The organism is Nibribacter koreensis, from assembly GCF_039541795.1.
Lineage (GTDB): Bacteria > Bacteroidota > Bacteroidia > Cytophagales > Hymenobacteraceae > Nibribacter > Nibribacter koreensis.
This window is the reverse complement of the sequence record NZ_BAABGX010000002.1, coordinates 585,824-607,488: the sequence shown is the minus strand read 5'-3', so window position 1 is coordinate 607,488 and position 21,665 is coordinate 585,824. Positions and strand designations below refer to the sequence as shown.

The window sequence follows — 21,665 nt, the reverse complement described above, 5'->3', positions numbered from 1 at the left end:
AGAGGAAAGCAAGCTTAGAAAATCAGAATTCCGTTTTTGGCCACTTTTCTGGGAAGTAGGCTAAAAACGGAATTCATACTAGTACATATAGTAAACACTAGTGATCCGCGTTGCCATTCGAAAAACGAACAACAAATAACCAGCAACGAACCTTTAACTGTTCTGACGCAGCAGCTTCACCAGCACCTGAAAGTCCTTAGGATACTCAGCCGTAATGGTCACCGGCTCGCCATTGAGCAAGGTAAAACCCAACTGGTAAGAATGCAGCGCGAAGCGTTTGATCAAGGGCTGTTCCTCGGTGTCCTTAGCCAGGTTGAACTTGCGTTTAAGCGAAGACAAAAACAAGGGTTGGCCACCATACATCTCATCATGTACAATAGAGGCTTTTAAATAGGCCAGGTGCAACCTGATCTGGTGCATGCGGCCCGTTACCGGCTTGCACTCCAATAAGGTATGGCGTGCGTATTTCTCCAGGGTAGTGAAATAGGTTTGGGCTGGCTTTCCTTTGTAGGCCAGCTTGGCAATCCCTTTCAAACCCGGCTGAATGGCGCGGTCTACGAGTAAGTCTTTGAACTCATAGCTTCCCCAAACCACAGCATGGTACACTTTGGACACTTTGCGGTCTTCAAACTGCATGGACAGGTGACGGTACGCCTCTGGGTTTTTAGCGATGGCCAGGGCACCCGACGTTTCCTTGTCAATGCGGTGGCAGGCCTGGGCGTCTTCGCAATAGTCGCGGGCCAGGGCCAGTAGGTTGGAGGATTGAAAAGAACGGTCTTCCAGCGTGGCCAGAAACGGCGGCTTGTTGACGACTATGTAATCTTCGTTCTCAAAAATAATAAGGTCTTGGAAAGCGGGTAGCTTCATATAAATGCGTGAGAGGGCAGGGGCCGGGGCTCGTTTTTAGCCTCCTTTTACGAAAACAGCGCAAAAACGACAGCCTCTGGGAAAAGGCGCAATTTACTCAATAATTCTCACTTACTAGGGTAGACGGTTAAACCTGCCTCTTTGGTGGACGGGAGGAACTAGCTTAGGCCTTCGCCGTGGGCAACTTAAACCGGAGGGTGGTGCCTTTGCCTACTTCACTTTCAATGGTGATGGTGGAGCGGTGTGCTTCTACAATATGTTTGGAAATGGCCAATCCCAATCCTGAGCCCCCGCCGCTGGTGTCTTTGGTGCGGCTCTTGTCTATGCGGTAAAAACGCTCAAAGATGCGGGTCTGGTGCTCTTTGGGTATTCCTTGGCCATCATCTTTCACCGTAATCAGGGTCTTTTTCTTGCCAGAGTAGAAAGAAAGCCAGATGTTGCCATGTTGGCGCCCGTACTTGATGGCATTGTCCAGAAGGTTAATGAGCACCTGCTTGATGCGCCCTCGGTCTGCCTGGACGTGGTAGGACTCTAGTTCATCTTCCTCTAGATGTAAGGTAATGCCTTTTAAAGCGGCTTTGTTTTCTAGTTGCTCAAAGATTTCATGGGCCAGGGAGCGCAGGTCAAAGGTAGATTTCTTCATCTGCACCACGCCTTTCTCCAACTGAGAAATGGTGATGAGGTCTTGCACCAGCTCGTCCAGGCCGTCTAAGCTCTTGGCGGCTTTTTGCAGAAACTTGTCGCGCACCTTCACGTCATCCATGGCACCGTCTAGCAGCGTATGAATGAAGCCCTGCGCCGCGAAGATGGGCGTTTTCAACTCATGAGACACGTCTGCCAAAAACTCGCGGCGAAGGGCCTGCAAGCGTTTAAGCTCGTCAATCTCCTTCTGCTTCTGGGCAGCCATGTGGTAGATTTCCTCCTTTATGCGCTTGAGCGGCTCTGGGCGCCAGAGAAACTTGTTGCTCATGCGCCTGAAGTCCTTGCGCTTGGTCTTGTCCAGCCCGTCATAGATGATGTTGATCTCCTTGAAGATGAGTGCCTCATAGGAGAAATACACCAGCAGAAAGCAGGCAGAAAAGGTGAAGCCTAAGGCCAGAATGCGCTGTTTAAACTCCAGCGTAGGCGAAACCAGCAGATAAGAGGTAATGATAGCAGCCACCAGCAGAGAGATGATGACAGCAATACCCTTAGAGGTCAGTTTGAATTTGCCTGAGCCAATGGTCGCCTCTGGGGCGGTTGAATTAGTCGGTGTTGAATTTGTAGCCAACGCCTTTGATGGTCTTTATTTGGTCTTCGCCTATTTTCTCGCGCACTTTTCTAATGTGTACGTCTACGGTGCGCGCAATCACAAACACGTCATTGCCCCAGACGTTGTTCAACAGCTCATCGCGGCTGAATACCTTGTTGGGTGTGGCTGCCAGAAAAGCCAGTAGTTCAAACTCCTTTTTGGGGAGCGTGATTTTCTGGTCGCCGCGCTGGACGTTAAAGCTGGTACGGTCAATGCGCAGATCGCCAATCTCTATGACGGGCGTGGCCTCTGTCTGTTGGTTGTCGCGTCGCACGAAGGCGGCCAGTCTGCTGATGAGCGCCCTGGGCTTGATGGGCTTGACAATGAAATCATCTGCCCCGGCGTCAAAGGCGGCCACCTCAGAGAATTCCTCAGAGCGGGCGGTCAGGAAGAGAATGCGGGTGTCTTTGAACTTAGGGTTGTCCCTGAACTGGCGGCAGGCGGTAATCCCATCCATGACCGGCATCATCACGTCCAGCAGAATGATGTCAGGCTTGAACGTGCGGGCCACCTCCAGGGCTTCTTTGCCATTGCCGGCCTGCGCTACCTCATAGCCTTCCTTCTCCAGGTTGTACTGCAGGAGTTCAACAATATCTGGATCATCGTCTACTACCAAAACCTTGTATTTAGCTTGAGGTTGCATGCTGTCTGGTATATGTGGTTACAGTAAAAATGACCTGAAAGGGATTCAGGAGCCATGAAACTCTATACAAAGATAGACATTCCTGCTAGGTGGCAACGCATTTGGTTTTTGTAACCGCAATGATAACAATTTGATAACGTTCTAGGCCTTTTTTGCTTTGTTGGGAAGGTTCGTTTTTGGTTTGTTTTCTGGAAAATAGGCGGAAAACGAGTTTGATTGGTAATTGTCAATTGATGGTTGATGCCTCACTCTACTACCCCCCCCGCCTTTGATGGTGGTATCACCAACAGCAGAACTGCTACCCTTCTATGGCGCGGATGTTGCCTCCGTGACTCTCTGCCGTAGACTTCCGGTGGCTGTTCCTGAGAAGGCCCTTTCCTCCGGTGCCCTTATGCTACTCTTTTCATATTCTCTGCTAAGCGCTCGCGGCCGCGGGGCCCCGTCTTCCCGCCTCGCGCTGTACCAGCTTGCCTCCTTTGCAAAGACGCTTCCTTGGGTGATCAGTGGTTCATGCATTGTAGTAGCCGCAGTCCTAACAGAGCCGGCAACCTGCTTAGGCGACTCGCCGGAAAGACTGGAACAGGTGCCAGTGGTAGAAGCCTTTGCTAGTAGTGATTCCCCTTTGAGGATTGCCCAAACGAGCCTTTACACCCATACTGCTCCTACTCGCAGACTCCCCCCTTGAGGGTTGCCCAAACGGGAGTTTGAGGCACCGAGCGTAGCTCTAAGGGGGGTGTTTATGTTAGTAGATGAATCAACCAGCAACTAACACTCAATAATAAGCTATCAATTACTTAAGAATATCCCGTTTGCGCGAAGCTGCTACGTGTGGCCTTTTCGTTTTTGAGCTTTTTTCTAGGAAATAAGTCAAAAACGAAAAGGCCACTGGAAAAGTCTCTAGTGGCCTTGGTATGCAGACTATCTGTCTGAAAATTACTTTACAACGCTCAGTCTGCTCTGCAAACCGCTGTATTTGTACAAGTCTACTTTCACGGAGCCTACAAACATCTCGGCTTTGATTAAGACCGGAATCTTGTTGTTGTCATCTGATAGGTAGACAGAAATGGCGTTCTCACCGCTGAAGAGTTTGTTGGCGGGCATGCGCGGCACCAGACGGTGGGCACGTATTTTGCCGGCTTTGGTCTCTACTATCTCCTTGCCTTTGTACATCACTACCATGTTGAACACCTCATCATCCAGGAAGCCCTGCACTTTAAAGGTATCGCCTACTTTGTAGTTCTGGAGTTTAAGCGTGCGCAGAAAGTAGAAGCCACTCACAATGTCCTGTACATTGTCTGGCACACTGTAGCTCACGTTTTTGCGGTTGTCACGGCTGTCTGTCACAGAAACCTTATTAGCATAGTGGTCAAACTCAGTGGTCTCTTTTTTGCGGTAGCGGCCTTCTTCAATGTTTCTGGTAAAGCGCTGCGGCACAATGGAGGTGGTGTCTATGTAAGACGTCCAGGAGTCGCGCACGCGGTGGAAGAAGTCAAAAGAGCCGGTGGTTCTACCGTTCACAGAGGCCTGGTAGCAGACCCGGTTGTTTACGCGGTGAATGGTAGGGGCCACGTTGATGACCGCCTCGCCGGCGTTGATGACGCCGTAGTGAACCTTGTATTGCAGGGTCTCACCAGACTTGAAGCTGTCATTGTCAATGACCCGCATAGAGTCTTTGACGGCAAAACCACTAAGAATGGTCCCTAAGAAACCAGTTAGGAAAAGGAGTTTATATGGTGCACGCATAAGTCAATCACATCTGTTCTTCTCTGGCTTATTCAAAACTCGTACCAACTCTGCTTGGACAAGGGGGTAGACAAAAATAACAGTTTTAGCCAGGAACTCAACTTAAACAGAAAAGGCACCTATAAAGGTGCCTTTTCTTGTAGTATTTGTGAAATTATTCTGGAGTGCCTTCTAGCACGGCCGCCACTTTTTCTGGCTCGCCGTTCACCATGGCTCTGATTTTGTCTTCTACCTCTTGCATCATCTCCTCATTGTCCAGCAACAACTGCTTCACGGCGTCACGGCCCTGACCCAGTCTGTTACCGTCATAAGAGAACCAAGAACCAGACTTCTGGATGATGTTCAACTCCACGCCCAGGTCCAGGATCTCACCTACTTTAGAGATGCCTTGTCCGTACATGATGTCAAACTCCACCACTTTGAACGGAGGCGCTACTTTGTTTTTCACCACCTTCACCTTGGTACGGTTACCGGTGATGTTGTCAGCACCTTCTTTGATCTGACCAATACGACGGATGTCCAGACGTACAGAAGCGTAAAACTTAAGGGCGTTACCACCCGTGGTGGTCTCTGGGTTACCAAACATCACCCCAATCTTCTCACGCAACTGGTTGATGAAGATACAGCAGCAACCGGTTTTGTTGATGGTACCCGTCAATTTACGAAGCGCCTGAGACATCAAACGCGCCTGAAGCCCCATCTTGCTGTCACCCATGTCGCCTTCTAGTTCACCTTTAGGCACCAGGGCGGCTACGGAGTCAATCACAATGATGTCAATGGCACCAGAGCTGATCAAGTGGTCAGCAATCTCTAAGGCTTGCTCACCGTTGTCTGGCTGGGCAATCAAAAGGTTTTCTGTGTCAATGCCTAGTTTCTCAGCGTAAGCCTTGTCAAACGCGTGCTCAGCGTCAATGAACGCGGCAATGCCGCCTTTTTTCTGAGCCTCGGCTATGCAGTGCATGGTGAGCGTGGTTTTACCAGAAGATTCTGGTCCGTAGATTTCAACCACTCTACCGCGTGGAAGACCTCCAATGCCCAACGCAATGTCCAAACCAAGGGAGCCGGTAGAGATTGCCGGTACATCCACCACTTTGGTATCGTTCAGCTTCATGACAGTCCCTTTTCCGTAGGTTTTGTCCAGCTTGTCGATGGTAAGTTGGAGCGCTTTCAATTTTTCGGTGTTTACACTCATGTCTGTGTTTTTCTTTGCTTTATAGTATGTGAATTTACGAATCCTAAGCCAATCTGCAAACGCTTGCCGCGGCGTTTAAGGCACTTGCCAGACCTGCTTTTGAGGCGCAATATTCTAACACCACAAGGTAGGGTTTTGTGCCATTTTAGACTACATTTTTTAGTTTTATTTTCTATGATTTGCTAAAATTTGTAGTAAGCCTCTGAAGCTGAAGAAGCTAGTTTTGTCTAACGTTTGCTCATGACATTAGTTTAAATGGGCCATGAGTTTTGTAAGTGAACCTTACGCTGATTTAACCAAGCAGGACAAGTCTTAAAACAAGCCAACTGCCAGTTGTTATAAGCCGTAAGGTGGGCCAAGTCTGCTGTATGAGGTACTGTTTTGTTAGTGTAAATTAAGTACCTTGTCCGTAGGTTGGGGAAGTACGTTTTTAAAATTTAACCAGCCTTTCAGCTGACCTATTCTAATTTTTGATACAAACCATTCTATGTTGAAGAAATGGCTTTTAACAGCCGTAGCGGGCGTCTTCTGCGGTTCGCTTGCCCAGGCTCAGTTAAACAACCAGGCCCTGGAAAACCGTCAGCCCGTTAAGCCAGACCAGGCCGGTGAGTTGCAGGTGGGCCTCAATGCGCTGGGCTACAGCAAAAACAACGAGTACTTCAACAACATAGCAGACGGTTACACGCTGTTTGGCTATCACCTCAACCCCAGGCTGGTCTACCACGCCACGCCGCATGTGCGCATAGACGCCGGCTTGCAGTTGCAGAAAGACTTCGGGACCAAAAAGTATTCGCTTACGCAGCCCACGTTTACCATACGCTATGAGAAAGATGACAAGACGCTCATCTTCGGGACGCTGGAAGGCCACGTGAACCACGGCTACATTGAGCCGCTCTATGACTTTGAACGCCTCATCACCAACCGCCTGGAAAATGGTCTGCAATTCTTACTCAACAAGCCCTGGCTCAAGCTGGACGCCTTCATTGACTGGCAACGGTACCTGCGCGAAGGTGACCCGTTCCAGGAAGTAGTGGCCGGTGGCGCCGTAGCGGAGATTGCTTTGTACAAGACTCCTGCCTCCATGGATGCAGAGGATACCAATGTCGGTTCTAATTTCTATGTGGGTTTGCCTATCCAGTTCACGGCCATGCACCGCGGCGGGCAGATAGACGTCACAGACAAGCCGCTGGATACATTCTTCAATGGCACCATTGGCTTGGTTCTGCGCAAAAACTATGACAAGAAGGTGTTGCACGCGCTGTACTTTCAACCGTACGTGGTGGCCTTCAAAGACTTTTCCAATACCAAGCAGCTGGCCTTCAAGCAAGGGACGGGCGTTTACCTGAACGCAGGCATTGACACCAAGTACCAGAACGTGATGCTGAGCTATTGGCGGGGCAGAGGCTATATAGCCGAGATGGGCGGGCAGCTGTATCCGTCACAATCATCAAATTACTTGAACCCAACGTTCACCCAAGAAGAGCGGGACTTGTTGATTCTGCGCCTGATGCATGACGTGAACCTAGCCGAAGGATTGACCTTGACCCTGCGCCTGGAGCCGCTCTATGATTTGAACGACCCGGGCCTGGAGTTTTCCAATAGCCTGTACCTAAACTTTAATACAGATTTCTTTCTGGCCCGGCTTAAGAAGCGGTAATCATTTTTGGGCTGTTTTCCAGAAAAGAAGCCAAAAACGACTAGGCGGCCTTACTGGCGTAGTCCTTTCTGGAAAGCCGGTAGGTATAGAGCGGCCGGGGAGGCTTGTCTGACAATTGGTTCAGGTAAGGAACAAACTCGCCGGTCCAGGTGAAGCCGCAACGCTCAGCCACCTTTTGGCTTCTTTGGTTTTCCTTGGCGCAGCGCAGACTGATGGCGTCCATGCGCAAGACCTCAAAGGCATATTCCAGCAGCGCGTGCATGGCTTCTGAGACATAACCCTGCCCCTCGGCGTGGGCGGCAAGGTAATAGCCTACCTCTGCCACTTTTTTGCCCCGTGCCAAGCGCCTGATGGTAATATCACCAATGTACTGATGGTCCTGCTGTCGCCATAGCCCAAAACTGTACAGATCGCCGGTGCGGCGCTGGTACTCCAGAATCTTGATGCGGTTAACGGCCTCCTCCAGATTGGTCACCGAAGAAGTCCTGTCCGGAAAGTCAGATTCCAACCGGGCACGGTTCTCTTCCAGCAAATCCAGGAACGCCTGGGCCTCTTCTTGATGGTACGGGCGTAGCAACAGCCGGGGCGTGGTCAGGTGAAAAGAAGAGACGTAAGAGGTGATGTGCTGCCGCATAAGTAAATAGGGGACTCGTCTTTTTGTACGAAGCCTACTCCCAGAAGTGCTGTCTCTTTTTGACAAAATCTGGCACTGGTCATCCTTCTCAGGTCTATGTCCTTTAAAGCCAGAGCACTGTGACTTAAAAATTAGAAAAGAAGGCGATTGTTGTCAGGGGTGGATTGTGCGGGCAGAGAAGAAGCACCCGGTAAAAGTGTTCCTTATAAGAAGCCAGCATGGTACCCTGTGGTCACTCTTAAGACCCAGTAGACGTCGTCACCCAAGTGCCCGCCATCGACGAAGGGTCTGACCGGCGCAAAAAAGAACCCAAGAAAGAATTAAAAACTGAGGGCTCTCAGGACAGAAACGCCAGAATCAAGGAAGAACATCCATTAGCGCTACGTACTAAAACAATTGACCCATCCGTGATTTTACCGATGGTTCATTTGTTTTAGTACGGATAGTAACCCTTTGCGCCGTTTGCAAGTATCTGACAATCAATATGCAGAAAAAACCAATAGGTGACTCACTTCAGGAATACGGCCGAGGCTTGATTGGTGGTCTCATCTTTAGCCTGCCCTTGCTCTTTACCATGGAAGTATGGTGGAGCAGTTACCGCATCTCTCCTCTTTTGCTGCTCCTGAACATTGCACTGACCTATGCCTTGCTTCTGGGATATAACGCCTATGCCGGGCTTAGGGAGAGCGCCTCCTGGAAAGAAGTGGCCATTGACTCTGTAGAAGAACTGGGCATTGGGCTGGTGCTGGCGTTTTTGTTTCTTATGCTTTTGGGGCTCATTGACTTTAACACCATGTCCTTGGAGCGAATTGTCTACATGGTCATCACAGAGGCCTTGACCGTGGCCGTTGGCGTGTCTATTGGTACCGCGCAGTTGGGCACTTCTGGCAGTAATGAGGACGTGTCTTTGGGTATGCAGGATTCTTCCAGTAAGAAAAAGGGAAAAGGGGGCTCTACTTTAGAGTTGGTGGTGCTTGCTGTGTGCGCAGGCATGCTGCTGGCCGCTAACATTGCACCTACAGATGAAGTGTTTGAACTGGCCACCACCATCAAGCCGTTGCTGGTATTGGCCATTGTCCTGGTGTCACTGGTGTTAAACGGGGTTATTCTTTTTTACATTGGGTTTAGGGGAGCCTTTGAAACGCCTGCCAACCAGAAGCCGCATGTGATGGAGGTAATCTGGAATGTAAGCATTACGTATGGTACGGCCTTTTGCGTGTCTGCGGGTGCCTTGTGGTTTTATGGCAGATTTGAGGGAACGGGGTTGCAGACCTGCATACACATGACCGTCATTTTAAGTTTGGTGGCTTCTTTGGGGGCTTCGGCGGGCAGGCTCCTGTTAGACCAGGAAGCTGAGCCAGACTCTTCAAAAACCGACAATTATGAAAAAGAACCTGCTTGAGTGGAGCGTCTTTGCCGCCAGCCTACTATTGGTCCTGGGCTTGATTGGCTATTTGGTGGTCAAGTCCTTTTCTTACCAAGACACGCCCCCAGACCTGCGGGTTTCCATTGCGTCTACTACAGATAGCCTGGAAAGAAACATCTACAAACTGGAGCTGGTCAACAAAGGAACCCAGACCGCAGAGAACATTGCCGTAGAAGTGATTCTAGAAATGGACGGGAAAGAACTGGAGACCACTGAGGCCTTGTTTCCGCAGGCGCCTACGCAAAGCATAGAAGAGGCCTGGATTACCTTCAGGGCCAAGCGCGCCGCCGGCCAAAAACTAAAAGTGCATATACTGGGCTATAATAGACCGTGAGGTGATAAAACAAAGAAGGCAGGTTCTTTAGAGCCTGCCTTCTTTGTTTTATTTGTTTAAGAACGGATAGTTATACTGCACCGGGCTCCCTAGTTGTTGCCAGCGGGCAATCACCTCCATGGAGTGGGCAATCTCATTGAAATATTCCAGGCGTCTGATCAGGTGCTCTTTTAGCAACACCGTGCCGTCAGGCGTCTTCATGTATGCGTGCTTGTCTTGCAGAATCTGGTAAATGGCGTCTGAAAAGCGCTTGGCGTCCTGCTGGTACTGGTTCTGGAACTCAGTAAAAGATTCTAAGCCGTCTTTGGTGATGGTATAGTCAAAGCCCACATGGCGCAGAATGTCACACAGCATGCGTACTTCCAGGGGCATAGAGATATGGTAAGGAGTGGTGCGTATGTCCACGCCGTTCTTTAAGTGACGGGCAATGGTCTCTACGTTGTTCTCAAAGCGTTCAAAAAGGGCACTTGCTTCCATATGGATGTTTGTAAAAGTATTCTGGGTGTAAAAGTACAGATCACTTTGGGGTTTTCATAATGTTTAGGCAGAAGCCGTGGGCTGCGTTTTTGGCCTGTTTTCCAGAAAATAGCCAAAAAACGGCTGAGACAGGTGCCTGGCCAGTTGAAAGGCTTGCTCTCTGAGTTCGGCAATGGCGTTGCTTTCCCACAGATTGCCGCGTCTGGAAGAGCCTAAGGTAAACAGGCTCTGGCTGTGCGACCCGTCTGGCCGTAGCACGCTCCCCAGCGCATCTACCTGAAGCCCCATATGCAACGGGTGCGGCACCGCCAGCTCTTGTCTAAGCAGGGATTGCACTAAAGCATCTGGCACCGCCTCATACCGGAGCTGTGGACCCGTGCAGTTGAGGATGCGGTCTGCCAAGATGGTTGCTGCGGGCAGGACCTGTCTGGGTTGGATGGTTACTTCTACTTTGTCGGGCCCTGGCACCATGGACTGCACCCGTCCGGCCACTATGTGTAATTGTCCGGCCTGCTGCATCTCTTGAGTGGCGGTATGCACCTGCGGGGGGAGCCGGTGCCTGACCACGCTCCAAAGGGAACCTAGTCTGGCCACGAATTTGCGTTGCTCATGCAAGGTAAGTTTCTGCCAGAGTGCATGCGTATGCGGGCGTATGCCATTGATCATCTCCTCCCAGCCCTGACCGCTGTTGGCTTTCAATTCCTGGTTGAAGATTCTAACCATCTCCAGCAAAGAATTTGCTTGCGCAATCCTGTCCCCGAAGTCAACATTGGCCTTTCCTGACAGGTAGGGCCGGGGCAGATACCCATTGGAAGAGACGGCATACACTTTGCCGGTAAAATTTTGTTCCTGCAGACCCAGTAGGGCGTCTATGGTGGTGAGGCCTGTGCCCAGCAAAACCACCGTAGAAGAGGGAGCCAGCCCTTTGAGTGTATCTGGCTGCCACGGATCTGAGACATAGAGAGACGGCGCAAGGCTCTCTGCTTCTTTAGCAAGTAAGCACCGCAAGTTGGCAGGCTTAAAATTGCCCAAGGCCAGCACTACCTGCTCTGCTTCTACCTGACTGCCGCTTTGCAGCGTTAGTTGGTAAGTTTCCTGCAAGAGGTTTTTGGTACTGCTGATGGCAATGGCCCGGTCATGTATTTCTGTGAAAACCTGGCTGTGCGTAGCGATGGTTTCTTGCAGGATGGCCTCTAGGTATTGGCCGTACAGTTGCCGGGGAACAAACGTGTGGCCAATTTCTTCTAAGGAAGACGCCTCAAAGGCCGGCTGGGTTTTCAGCCATTCTACAAAGTGGGCGGGCTGGTCTGGGAAGGCGCTCATGCGGCCGGCATGCACGTTGAGCAGGTATTTCTCTGAGCTAGCCGAATACGCGACGCCTTTGCCTTTGGGATAGCCTTTGTTAATCAGGAAGACCTCTACCGGCTGTTGGGTTTGCCTGAGCAGGTGCACGGCCACCATGGTGCCGCAGAAACCTCCTCCAATAATTGCAATGGTCTTCCGGTGCATAACAGCTGTAGGTTAGAAAGCTTGTAGGATATGCGGCCACAAGTGGCAGAGAAACAAATTAGTGTCTCTGCAAACTGATTTGCGTCAGAAAAGTTGCGGAAAGGGGAAGGGTTCTCTAAAAAGGAGCAGTAGCCAGATGGTCGTTTTTGGCCTGTTTTCCAAGAAAAAGGCTAAAAACGGACTATAATAATTCTTTGACGATCTGCTCTACGGTGATGCCCTCGGCCTCGGCCTTGAAGTTGCGCACCAGGCGGTGCCGTAAAATAGGCACAGCCACGGTCTGTACGTCTTCAATGTCTGGGGAGTATTTGCCGTTGAGAAGGGCGTTGCACTTGGCGCCCATGATCAGGTGCTGCGAGGCTCTGGGGCCTGCGCCCCATTCCAGGTACTGCTTGGCCTGCGGGGCCGCCATTTCAGACTCGGGACGGGTTTTGTGCACCAGTTTCACGGCGTACTCCACCACGTTGTCGGTCACGGGCACGCGTCTGATCAGTTGCTGGAATTCAATGATTTGTTCTGCCGTGAGAATAACCCTAGGCTGGTAGTTGCGGTCACCAGTGGTGTTTTTGACGATCTGCAGTTCTGAGGCGTAGCTTGGGTAAGACAATGCCACGTGAAACATGAAGCGGTCTAACTGCGCCTCCGGTAGGGGATAGGTTCCTTCCTGCTCAATGGGGTTCTGGGTGGCCAGCACAAAGAACGGGCGGGGTAATTTGTAATGATGCCCCGCCACCGTCACAGAATATTCCTGCATGGCCTCTAAGAGCGCGGCCTGAGTTTTGGGCGGCGTGCGGTTGATCTCATCTGCCAGGACTATGTTGGCAAACACCGGGCCTTTCACAAACTGGAAGTTGCGGTTCTGGTCCAGGGTCTCAGAGCCCAGAATGTCTGAGGGCATCAAGTCGGGCGTGAACTGCACCCGGTTAAAGGACATGTCCAGCGAGGACGCGATGGTATGGATGAGCAAGGTCTTGGCTAGACCCGGTACGCCTACCAAAAGACAATGCCCCTGACAAAAAACAGCGGTCAGCACTAGTTTTACTACTTCCTCTTGCCCAATGATGGTTTGGGAGATTTCAGAGGTAAGTTGCCCGTAGGCTTTGTATAGCGCGTCAGCGGCTTCTTTGTCAGAGGCAAATGGCATAGATGGCGGTTAGGTTACTCGTCTAAATTACAAGCCTGAAAGTCTGGGGCCACGTCTACAAACACCGTGTTTTTGTTTTTCTCAAACCACTCAGCAATGGCTTTGTTGCGTTTGTTGCTAAGTGCCGCGGCGGCTATCTTCTGGTAATCGTCTTTCAAGTTGGCCTGGTGCGGGGCGCTCTTAGATTTCAGGTACAGAATGCGCATGGCCTCTTTTCCGTCTTCGGTGCGGTACGGCAGGGGAGCACTGATGCTGCCCACTTGCATGGTGTCAATCACGAAGAAGATAGAAGGATCCAGCTGGTCTACGGGCAGGTACGTGGTAGGGCTGCCGCCCAAGGCAATCATACCACCGTTGCCTTTGGTGGCCATGTCATCTGAGAAGTCCTTGGCGGCTTTGGCAAAGGTAAGGCTGTCTTTCTGGATAAGACCTTTGATGCTGTCTAAGGCCTGCGCGGTGGCTTGCATGTCTACCTGCGCGGTGGCTGGCTTGATAAGAATGTGACGGGAGTTGTACTCTTCACCGCGTACTTCTATCAACTGGATTAAGTGGAACCCAAACATGGACTCAATCACCGGAGACATTTCACCGGGCTTTAATTTAAGAGCGGCGGCCTCATATTCTGGTACCAGCTCGCGGCGCTTAAAGAAGCCCAGGTTTCCACCCTCGGCGGCAGAAGCGGGGTCTTGTGAGTATTGCTTGGCTAAGGCGGCAAAGTCTTCACCGGCCACAATGCGTTTTCTGATGTCTTCTAACTGCTTTCTGGCGGCTTGTTTCTGGGCATTGCCAATCTGCGCGATTTTTACAATCTGGCCTACTTCTACCTCAGTAGAATAATACGGCAAGCTGTCCTGCGGAATCTGGTTAAAGAACTGACGCACCTCTTTTGGGGTCACCTTGATCTTGCCAGAGATTTCCCGCTCCATTTTTCTAATGGTGAGGTTCTCACGCATGCTTTTGCGCAAGTCTTCTCTAATCTGGCTCATAGGCTTGTTAAAGTAAGACTCCAGTTTCTCTGGGCCGCCAATCTGCGCAATCATGTATTGCAGACGCTGCTCCAATTCACCGTCTACCTGCGCCTGTTCCACTACCACAGAGTCTACCTCGGCGCGGGTTAACAAGACCTTGTTCTGGATCATGGATTGCAGGATGTTGCAACGCAGCTCTGTAGTAGCCGGATAGCCCTGGCTCACGGCCTGGGCCTGCTGTAACTCCAGTTCAGAGCGCAAAATGATATGGCTCCCCACGCGGGCAATGATATTGTCCAGTAATATGGTTTGCTGCGCCTGCGCCTGGTTGCCCAAAGAGCAAACCACTGCCAGCGCAAAAATACTTTTAAAGAAAGAAGAAAAGTGAATACGGGTTTTCATGTTAGGTTTTTAAAGCCAGCGCTTTCTGTAAGAGGCGGCTTTCAGGGCAAAATATGATTGTTCTCAACAAACAAAGCTAGACAAACGCCTGCACTTTAAGAAACTTACTTCTTAATGAGCTTTTTAACCTCTGTTTGGTTTACGCTTACCGGGTATTTCTGGCGCAGTTCTTTGACCCATTCCTTCTCCAGGTGGTTTTGGTAGTCTGAGATGACCGCGCCGCGGGTCTCATTCAATTGCTTAGGACCGGCGGGTTCTACTTTGTCTATTCTCACTAAGACTGTTCTGCCGTCTACCGTGGTGGTATAGGTGCCCGGTGCCCAGGTAACCTGGTCCAAGGCCTTGTTCTCACCTTTCTGAAACTTGCGCGAGGCCACTTGCAGGGCCAGCGGGTTGCTCTGGTTGAACTGGTCTGCCAGCGCTTGTACGTCTGTAGAGTATACTTTAAGCTGTACACGGCGGGCGTTACGGCCAGAAGATGCGCGGTCAGCGGTTGGCATTACTTGAATAGCCTCTTCGTCTACTCCCTTCTTTACCAGATAGGCTTTCACGGCATTGGCTCTTCTGCCGGCCAGCGACGCATTGCTACGGTTAGTAGCCTCTCTGGCGTCAATAGCGCCTGCCAGTTCTACGGTCAAGGTTGTGTCTGCCTCTAAGGCATTGACTAATTGGTCTAACTGAGCCATGGCGGCGGCAGTAAGGTTGTCATTGTTAAACGTAAAGGCCACATCAGGCTGCTGGTAGCGCTCAGACAGGAATCTGCCCGTGGCTAACTGCTTTTGGGCTTGGGCTAAAATACTTGGGTTGGCAGCGCTCAGGATGGTGGCCTGGGCGCGGGTGCCCCACATGTACTTGCTGCGGTTCTGCTCAAAGAAGTTGCGCAAGCCCACGGTGTCTTCCATGGCCTTTGTCCACACCTTCTCCTCCATCAACTGGAACAGCAAGATGCCGTCATGGTACTCGTTCACCAGCATCTTAAAGTCTTGGTGCTTCTCTTCCAGGTGGTCACGCTCATAGTTGAGCAGGCTGGTTTCTACAAACTTGTCATACAACAGCCCCATGGTATGGGCCACTGATGCGTTCTGCTTTGGCTTTTGGTTTTCCTGTGCGTATTGAGCGAACTGGCTAAGGGTGTAAGGCTGCCCTTTGATGGTGAACAAGGTCAAAGAGCCAGCGTTTTTAGGCTCTGTGGGCTCTTTGTACTGCCAGGTGCCTGCCACCAGCGTAGTATCTGCCAGACGCAGGGCTACTTGCTTGTTAGCTATATTTTCCTGTAACTGGTTCTCTGTTCTAATACGGCGCAGGAAAGCAGCTTTGTTTAGTTCTGAGCGCGAGTCTTTGGCAATGCGGTTGCGCAGAGAGGTTTCCATCTCTTCATAGGCCGGCAATTCTTTGCGTTCCAGTAATTTAATGATGTGCCAGCCGTACGGCGTTTGAACCGGCGGCGTGATAGAGCCTGGCTGGGCCAAGGCAAAGGCGGCTTCCTCAAAAGAAGGAATCATGCGGCCGGTGCCAAACCAAGGCAGCTCTCCGCCTTCCTCAGCAGAGGCGGCGTCTTCTGAGAACTGTGCCGCTAGCTTGTCCCAGTCTTCTTTGCGCTGCACGCGGCGGTAAATCTCATCTATCTTTTTCTTGGCCACCAAAGAGTCTGCCCTTGGAATGCCAGAGGTGGCGCGCACCATGATATGGGCTACTTTAATCTCGCCTTGCGCCGTTCTAATATCATTGACCTTGATCAAATGATAGCCAAAGCGGGTTCTTACCGGCTGAGACACTTGGCCTTTGGGCGTATTATAGGCGGCATTCTCAAACGGATAGACCATCTGCAAAGCCGTAAAATAGCCCAGCTGACCGAAGTTCTCTCTAGCTGATGGGTCATCTGAGGTGGCTCTGGCCACTGCCTCAAAAGAAGCACCGTTCAAGATCTGCTGTCTAAGACCCGTAATCTTCTGGAAAGCGGCTAGAGTGTCCTTAGGGTCGGCTTCTATGTCTACCGCCACCAGAATATGCGAGGCGTTGATTTCTTTTTTGGAGCGCTCGTAGGCTTCGCGCACCAGTTGGTCCGTCACGCTTTTCTCTGTGAGATAGGGTTGCGCCAACTGCTCTTTGTAGCCGCCCAGCTCTGTTTTAAAGGCTTGGGTGGTGTCCAGGCCGCGGCTTCTGGCTTCGGCTACTTTCAGTTTAAAGTTGGTGTACAGGTCCAGGTACTCCTGCACGTTGGCCTGGGTGTAGGCACTGTCTGAGGAGCCGTTGTTTTTCTCATACACGTAGGCAAACTCAGAAACCGGCACTGCCTCTGGCCCAATAGTGAGCACAGCGGGCTCGCTGGCCTTTTTAGGAGAGGTACAACCGTACAGAAATAAGGCGCCAAGGCCTAGGTAGAAAGAAGAAGCTCGCATAGATTCTTAGCAAATCACAAGAGAACAGCCGTCAATAGGCCGAACGTTATGCAATTTTACTCATTTTTTTGGACAGAAACGGCTCTTGGTGAAAAACATACTGCCTGGTGGGGCAAACAAAGAAACCGTTTTTGGCCTGTTTTACAGGAAACAGGCCAAAAACGGTTTTTATTGTATAGAACGCGGGAAATAATACAGAAGCCTATGAAATAAGCTTGTACAACCGGCAAATGTTGGTGTCGCCCTGCTGGGTATATTCTACCTTGTCCATGATGCGGTTGACCAGGGCTACGCCCACGCCGCCTTTCTTGCCCATCTTGATGTTGTCAATGATGTTAGGCTCGCGGTACTGGGCCTGCTCAAAGGCAATACCGTTGTCAGACAGCTCAAATACCACCTCACGGTCATCATAGTCAATCTCCAGGCACATGAACTTGCTACCATCCTCCTGGTTGGCATGAATGATCATGTTGGCGCAGATTTCATCCACGGCCAGTATGATCTGGTTCAAGGTGATGGCAGACAATGGGACAGGGGCCAGTGTTTCCGTGACGAACGCCCGGATAATCTTCAGGTTTTTCCTGTCGCAACTGACCCGAATGAAGTTAGTCATTGGCGATGGTCACGGCTTCTTCATAAGAAGAAACAATGGTCATTAACAGGTCAAGGCCTAAGATTTCAAATACGTTACGTACTTTCTCCTGCATGTTGAAGAAGATAAGCTTAATCTGGGCGTCTTCAAACCGTTGCAAGTGCGAGATAAATACGCCCAAGCCGGCAGAAGAAATGTAGTTGAGATTCTTGCAGTCTACCAGAATCTTGCTGAACATCATGATACTAGGAGCAGAAAGTTCTTCATCTAGCATCACAGATGAGCTGGCATCCAATTCACCGTCTAAGCTGATGGTGATGGTGTTGTCGGAGATTGTGTGTTTAATTTTCATCGCGCTTCTTTACGGAACTTCTAAATCTTTGGTTGAGGGGGTTTGAACTTGATCACGAGCAACGTCTGGTCATCATACAAAATGTCATTTGAAAACTCTGACACGTCATTGATGATGGCGCTTTTTATGTCTTCGGCCTCTAGGTGGTACGTCTGGGAGAGCATGTATTTAAGGCGCTCCTCGCCGTATTCATCCTGTTCTGGGCTGCGGGCCTCTACTATGCCGTCTGTGTAGATCACCATCACGTCGCCGGGGTTGTAGTCATAGTGCAGGCGGTGTATGCGCTTGGCATAAGACTTGTCCCGCACAATGCCCAGGCCCAACCCTTCTGTCTGGAAGTAGAACGTATCTTCCGTCATAGAATTATAGTACAGCGTATGGCAGTGGCCGGCCCTGGCAAAAGACACGCCCTGCATCTTGTAATCTATTATATACAACGCCGAGGTGATGAAAGAGGTGCGTTCCAGACAGCGGCTTAGCGCACTGTTGGCCTGTACCATAAATTCATCCGGGAGCATGTCCTGCTGCATGAGCCCGTGAAAGATTCCCTTCATCTGGGCCATGTGGAACGCCGCCGAAATCCCTTTCCCCGACACGTCTCCAATAATGATGGCAATCCTGGACTCACTCAGCTGCAGAAAGTCATAAAAGTCACCACCCACTTCCTTGGCTGCCTGTGAGTAAGAACTAATTTCAAACCAAGTGTCTGTAGGAAATGTTTTAGGAATCAACCTATCCTGCACCAGGCTGGCAATCTTGAGCTCTTCTTTGTAGCGCTCGTTCTGCAAGGACTCCGTGACCAGACGTAGGTTCTCAATGGTGAGGATGGTCTGGTTGGTAAAGGTCTGGACCACGCTCACGGTGTCTGCGTCAAATCCCTGGCTTACCTCGCGTAGCAGGTACAGGTGCCCGTATTCTACCTTAGGCGATGCCAAGGGAATGACCATCATGGACTGGAAGGGCAGGCGCAGCTCTTTAAAGGCAGGGTGGTGCAACAAATCTCCGTTCATGAAGATTTTGTTCTCACTTAGTTGTGTTGAATCGGTTTTAAGCTCCTTGAAGGCCTTTTTGATGCTTTGCACGATGGGGTCTGGCGGGCTTTCATTGCGCAAGGGCAGAGATTTCTTGGAGTCTTCTTTTAAGTCTAGCCAGGCCGCGTCTGCCCCAGAGGCTTTGATGGCACTCTCAAACAGCATGGCGTACACTTCTTCTTCGCTGCGGCCCTGCTGAATGGTCTGGCTCAAGCGCTGGAAATTGAGTAGGTCGGCGTTTTTCTGTTCAAAGACCTGAGACGTGGGTAAACTGAACAAGGCCACCAGCAAAGAGGCCAGCGCGTAGCAGAACACAAACGACAGGGTGAGCAGAATGAACGGGTTGTCTGTGTAGTCCACTACCAGCTCTGGGGAGTCTGCGTACTGGAACAAGAAATTGGCAAACAACACCACGCTTACTAGAATGGCCATGAGCAGGAGAATGCTTCCCCATTTGCGCTCCAGGTTCAAATACGCCACCCAGCGCAGGTGCACGCTCATATATAATCCATACGCCATCAACAACCCCAGATCCAGAATCAGGAAGATGTGGTTCATATACTCCACATTGAAGAGGGGCACCAGCAGGGAGAGGCCCACCAGAATCTCAAACCACTTCCACTGGCTTTCCAGGTCCTTGGTCTTGTGGTAGAGTACAAACTGCCGCCACGTGTAAAACGCCTTGGCTAGAAAATAGGCTAGAAACCCGAAGACAATCTGATAGAAGATGTCCAGCAAATAAGGACTGTTGACCCAATACGTCTGGAGGCTAGGATACCCCACCTGCAACAGCATGCACAGGTACGCACTCAGACCGCCCTTGACAAACAGCTTCCAGAGCGGCGAGGTGAACTGTGGGTTCTTCTGCACCTTCATGCCCTGGCGCTGGTACAAGAACACAGACACCAGAAAGATGACAGAAAGCAGGTTGCTCAGGTACGGTGAGGCCGCGTTGCGTTCGCCTTCATGCACCTGCCGGGCCAAAAACAGAATATTCACCAATAGCAGAACCCAGCTTACGCTTCCTGTCAGAAAACTCAATCGCTTGATTCTTTTGGTATAGGGCATTGGTTGGGCGCCTGCTATTGGTGTTAGTTAGGTGAAGAACGAGGGTGAATACGTTAATTCTTACAAAAGAACTAAAATTTTAACGATATTATCTACTATAATTTGGTGCTTCTCTGGTGATCTGCACATCATGCGGATGGCTCTCTCTTAAGCCTGCACCAGTGATTTTGACCATCTTGGCTTTTTTAAGCACCTCAATGTCAGGGGCTCCGCAATAGCCCATGCCCGCTTTGAGTCCGCCCACTAGTTGGTAGAGTACCTCGGCGGCCAGACCTTTGTACGGCACGCGGCCCACAATGCCCTCCGGTACCAGCTTTTTCACGTCATCTTCGGCATCCTGGAAGTAACGGTCCTTGGAGCCTTCGCCCATGGCCTCAATAGACCCCATGCCGCGGTATGACTTGAATTTGCGTCCTTCAAAAATCTGCATCTCGCCGGGAGCTTCCTCCGTACCCGCCAACAAAGAACCCACCATGATGGAGCTGGCCCCGCCGGCAATGGCTTTGACAATGTCTCCTGAGAACTTCACGCCCCCGTCGGCAATGACCGGTACGCCCGTTCCTTCCAATCCTTTTACCGCTTCAATCACTGCGGATAACTGCGGAACGCCAATGCCGGCAATGATGCGGGTGGTACAGATGGAACCCGGGCCCACGCCTACTTTTACGGCATCGGCGCCAGAGTCTGCCAAGGCTTTGGCGCCTTCGGCGGTAGCCACGTTGCCGGCAATGATGTCTATGGTGGGGAAGGTGTCTTTTATTTTACGCACCGCATCCATCACGCCTCTGGAGTGACCGTGCGCCGTGTCAATACTGATTACGTCTACCCCGGCATTTACCAAAGCAGATACGCGGTCCAGCACGTCTGCCGTTACGCCCACGGCGGCCCCTACGCGCAGACGGCCATATTGGTCTTTGCAAGCGTTAGGACGGTGCTTTCTTTTGAGGATGTCTTTATAGGTGATTAGGCCAGCCAAGTGGCCTTGCTCGTCTATCACCGGCAATTTCTCAATCTTGTACTCCTGCAGGATGTCTTCGGCTTTGTCCAGCTCAATGCCTTTGGGGGCCGTGATGAGACGGTCCTTGGTCATAATCTCAGAGACCTTGATGGCATAGTTCTTCTCAAAGCGCAGGTCGCGGTTGGTGATGATGCCCACTAGTACCTTCTCTGAATTGATGACCGGGATGCCGCCAATCTTATGTTCCTTCATCAAGCTTAGCGCCTCGCCCAGGGTAGCGTCTTCATGCAAGGTCACCGGGTCCATGATCATGCCGCTCTCAGAGCGCTTTACTTTGCGCACCTGCTCAGCCTGCTGCTGAATGCTCATGTTCTTGTGGATGATGCCCAGGCCGCCCTCTTGTGCCATGGCAATGGCCATGTCTGCCTCCGTCACGGTGTCCATGGCCGCCGAGACCAGCGGAATGTTCAGCCGGATGTTGCGGGTCAGTTGGGTGGAGGTATTAGTGTCCTTTGGCAGGACTTCAGAATAAGCCGGAAGAAGAAGGACGTCGTCGTAGGTGAGTGCCTCAAACAACAGATTAGGAGCGTGGAACTGCATAGCAAATAGCGTTTATGGTATTTGCCACGTAAAATTAAGAGAAAAGTTGAGTATGGGTTGCTTTTTCTTGGAAAAGAAATTTTAGGGGGTTTCGTTTTTGGCTTGTTTTCTGGGAATTAGGCGGAAAATGACTTTTAACTTATGGTTGGTTGTCATTTGCTGATTGTTGTTTTGTGTAGCTCATCTAACTTTAGCCCCGCCGTTGTTGGTGTTATCACCAACAACTTAAACTGCTTATCAAAATGTATTGCTTTTCGCCACGGTCCGGTTGCACGCAGTTGGCTATCCCTGATAAGGTCTTTTCTTCCGGTGCCCTTATGCCCTTCGTTTCATCTTCTCCGCTAAGCGCTCGCGGCCGCGGGGCCCCGTCTTCCCGCC

18 protein-coding genes are annotated in these 21,665 nt (G+C 50.9%); 3 read left to right on the top strand and 15 right to left on the bottom strand.

The genetic code is table 11. The annotated features are described in order from the left end of the window. Positions 1 to 153: 153 nt before the first annotated feature. From ABD880_RS09805 to recA, 5 genes are all read right to left on the bottom strand, one after another. Positions 154 to 867, bottom strand: coding sequence for an RluA family pseudouridine synthase (locus ABD880_RS09805; RefSeq protein WP_345165217.1), 714 nt, complete (start codon positions 865 to 867; stop codon positions 154 to 156). Between the two features lie 163 nt (positions 868 to 1,030). Continuing rightward, positions 1,031 to 2,137 carry a sensor histidine kinase gene (locus ABD880_RS09800; RefSeq protein WP_345165214.1) on the bottom strand — a complete coding sequence of 369 codons (1,107 nt, stop codon included), beginning with the start codon at positions 2,135 to 2,137 and terminating at the stop codon, positions 1,031 to 1,033. Further along, entirely contained in the window at positions 2,112 to 2,801 is a 690-nt protein-coding gene (locus ABD880_RS09795) for a response regulator transcription factor (protein ID WP_345165212.1), read from the bottom strand. The genes ABD880_RS09800 and ABD880_RS09795 overlap by 26 nt, the downstream gene beginning before the upstream one ends. A 933-nt stretch (positions 2,802 to 3,734) precedes the next feature. Next, positions 3,735 to 4,544: a DUF3108 domain-containing protein gene (locus ABD880_RS09790; protein ID WP_345165209.1), complete on the bottom strand. Its 810-nt coding sequence runs from the start codon at positions 4,542 to 4,544 to the stop codon at positions 3,735 to 3,737. Between the two features lie 154 nt (positions 4,545 to 4,698). Then, the gene (gene recA / locus ABD880_RS09785) at positions 4,699 to 5,736 is read right to left on the bottom strand and encodes a recombinase RecA (RefSeq protein ID WP_345165207.1); all 1,038 of its coding nucleotides are present in this window, start codon (positions 5,734 to 5,736) and stop codon (positions 4,699 to 4,701) included. 487 nt (positions 5,737 to 6,223) lie between these two features. Here recA and ABD880_RS09780 point away from each other — a divergent pair, with 487 nt between their 5' ends. Further along, positions 6,224 to 7,393, top strand: coding sequence for a hypothetical protein (locus ABD880_RS09780; protein WP_345165205.1), 1,170 nt, complete (start codon positions 6,224 to 6,226; stop codon positions 7,391 to 7,393). Between the two features lie 40 nt (positions 7,394 to 7,433). Here the strand turns inward: ABD880_RS09780 and ABD880_RS09775 are convergent, their stop codons facing one another. After that, positions 7,434 to 8,027 carry a GNAT family N-acetyltransferase gene (locus tag ABD880_RS09775; RefSeq protein WP_345165202.1) on the bottom strand — a complete coding sequence of 198 codons (594 nt, stop codon included), beginning with the start codon at positions 8,025 to 8,027 and terminating at the stop codon, positions 7,434 to 7,436. Positions 8,028 to 8,511: 484 nt separating this feature from the next. Here ABD880_RS09775 and ABD880_RS09770 point away from each other — a divergent pair, with 484 nt between their 5' ends. Next, positions 8,512 to 9,429 (top strand): DUF2391 family protein, encoded by a 918-nt coding sequence (locus ABD880_RS09770; protein WP_345165199.1) that lies wholly within the window; start codon positions 8,512 to 8,514, stop codon positions 9,427 to 9,429. After that, positions 9,410 to 9,787, top strand: coding sequence for a hypothetical protein (locus ABD880_RS09765; protein ID WP_345165197.1), 378 nt, complete (start codon positions 9,410 to 9,412; stop codon positions 9,785 to 9,787). The genes ABD880_RS09770 and ABD880_RS09765 overlap by 20 nt, the downstream gene beginning before the upstream one ends. Before the next feature lie 48 nt (positions 9,788 to 9,835). On the opposite strand, the gene ABD880_RS09760 is transcribed toward ABD880_RS09765, so the two are convergent. The 9 genes from ABD880_RS09760 to guaB form a co-directional block, all read right to left on the bottom strand. Continuing rightward, entirely contained in the window at positions 9,836 to 10,264 is a 429-nt protein-coding gene (locus tag ABD880_RS09760; RefSeq protein ID WP_345165194.1) for a hypothetical protein, read from the bottom strand. A 63-nt stretch (positions 10,265 to 10,327) separates the two neighbouring features. Further along, positions 10,328 to 11,773 carry an FAD/NAD(P)-binding protein gene (locus ABD880_RS09755; RefSeq protein WP_345165191.1) on the bottom strand — a complete coding sequence of 482 codons (1,446 nt, stop codon included), beginning with the start codon at positions 11,771 to 11,773 and terminating at the stop codon, positions 10,328 to 10,330. 181 nt (positions 11,774 to 11,954) lie between these two features. Further along, positions 11,955 to 12,917: an AAA family ATPase gene (locus tag ABD880_RS09750; RefSeq protein WP_345165189.1), complete on the bottom strand. Its 963-nt coding sequence runs from the start codon at positions 12,915 to 12,917 to the stop codon at positions 11,955 to 11,957. Positions 12,918 to 12,931: 14 nt separating this feature from the next. Beyond that, the gene (locus ABD880_RS09745; protein WP_345165186.1) at positions 12,932 to 14,287 is read right to left on the bottom strand and encodes a peptidylprolyl isomerase; all 1,356 of its coding nucleotides are present in this window, start codon (positions 14,285 to 14,287) and stop codon (positions 12,932 to 12,934) included. A 104-nt stretch (positions 14,288 to 14,391) separates the two neighbouring features. Then, the gene (locus ABD880_RS09740) at positions 14,392 to 16,686 is read right to left on the bottom strand and encodes a peptidylprolyl isomerase (protein WP_345165184.1); all 2,295 of its coding nucleotides are present in this window, start codon (positions 16,684 to 16,686) and stop codon (positions 14,392 to 14,394) included. A gap of 202 nt (positions 16,687 to 16,888) precedes the next feature. After that, positions 16,889 to 17,299: an ATP-binding protein gene (locus ABD880_RS09735; protein WP_345165182.1), complete on the bottom strand. Its 411-nt coding sequence runs from the start codon at positions 17,297 to 17,299 to the stop codon at positions 16,889 to 16,891. Beyond that, complete coding sequence (locus ABD880_RS09730; protein WP_066508768.1) at positions 17,292 to 17,630, bottom strand: STAS domain-containing protein; 339 nt, start codon at positions 17,628 to 17,630, stop codon at positions 17,292 to 17,294. Before ABD880_RS09730 ends, ABD880_RS09735 begins: the two co-directional genes overlap by 8 nt. A gap of 20 nt (positions 17,631 to 17,650) precedes the next feature. Continuing rightward, the gene (locus ABD880_RS09725; protein WP_345165177.1) at positions 17,651 to 19,729 is read right to left on the bottom strand and encodes a GAF domain-containing SpoIIE family protein phosphatase; all 2,079 of its coding nucleotides are present in this window, start codon (positions 19,727 to 19,729) and stop codon (positions 17,651 to 17,653) included. A gap of 88 nt (positions 19,730 to 19,817) precedes the next feature. Beyond that, positions 19,818 to 21,287, bottom strand: coding sequence for an IMP dehydrogenase (guaB, locus tag ABD880_RS09720; protein WP_345165175.1), 1,470 nt, complete (start codon positions 21,285 to 21,287; stop codon positions 19,818 to 19,820). Positions 21,288 to 21,665: the final 378 nt, after the last annotated feature.

Coding starts and splice junctions, on each gene's coding strand:
- ABD880_RS09790 (WP_345165209.1), bottom strand. CDS start 4,544: ATGCGTGCACCATATAAACTCCTTTTCCTAACTGGTTTCTTAGGGACC.
- recA (WP_345165207.1), bottom strand. CDS start 5,736: ATGAGTGTAAACACCGAAAAATTGAAAGCGCTCCAACTTACCATCGAC.
- ABD880_RS09755 (WP_345165191.1), bottom strand. CDS start 11,773: ATGCACCGGAAGACCATTGCAATTATTGGAGGAGGTTTCTGCGGCACC.
- ABD880_RS09735 (WP_345165182.1), bottom strand. CDS start 17,299: ATGACTAACTTCATTCGGGTCAGTTGCGACAGGAAAAACCTGAAGATT.
- ABD880_RS09750 (WP_345165189.1), bottom strand. CDS start 12,917: ATGCCATTTGCCTCTGACAAAGAAGCCGCTGACGCGCTATACAAAGCC.
- guaB (WP_345165175.1), bottom strand. CDS start 21,287: ATGCAGTTCCACGCTCCTAATCTGTTGTTTGAGGCACTCACCTACGAC.
- ABD880_RS09725 (WP_345165177.1), bottom strand. CDS start 19,729: ATGCCCTATACCAAAAGAATCAAGCGATTGAGTTTTCTGACAGGAAGC.
- ABD880_RS09770 (WP_345165199.1), top strand. CDS start 8,512: ATGCAGAAAAAACCAATAGGTGACTCACTTCAGGAATACGGCCGAGGC.
- ABD880_RS09765 (WP_345165197.1), top strand. CDS start 9,410: ATGAAAAAGAACCTGCTTGAGTGGAGCGTCTTTGCCGCCAGCCTACTA.
- ABD880_RS09760 (WP_345165194.1), bottom strand. CDS start 10,264: ATGGAAGCAAGTGCCCTTTTTGAACGCTTTGAGAACAACGTAGAGACC.
- ABD880_RS09730 (WP_066508768.1), bottom strand. CDS start 17,630: ATGAAAATTAAACACACAATCTCCGACAACACCATCACCATCAGCTTA.
- ABD880_RS09775 (WP_345165202.1), bottom strand. CDS start 8,027: ATGCGGCAGCACATCACCTCTTACGTCTCTTCTTTTCACCTGACCACG.
- ABD880_RS09780 (WP_345165205.1), top strand. CDS start 6,224: ATGTTGAAGAAATGGCTTTTAACAGCCGTAGCGGGCGTCTTCTGCGGT.
- ABD880_RS09795 (WP_345165212.1), bottom strand. CDS start 2,801: ATGCAACCTCAAGCTAAATACAAGGTTTTGGTAGTAGACGATGATCCA.
- ABD880_RS09805 (WP_345165217.1), bottom strand. CDS start 867: ATGAAGCTACCCGCTTTCCAAGACCTTATTATTTTTGAGAACGAAGAT.
- ABD880_RS09745 (WP_345165186.1), bottom strand. CDS start 14,287: ATGAAAACCCGTATTCACTTTTCTTCTTTCTTTAAAAGTATTTTTGCG.
- ABD880_RS09740 (WP_345165184.1), bottom strand. CDS start 16,686: ATGCGAGCTTCTTCTTTCTACCTAGGCCTTGGCGCCTTATTTCTGTAC.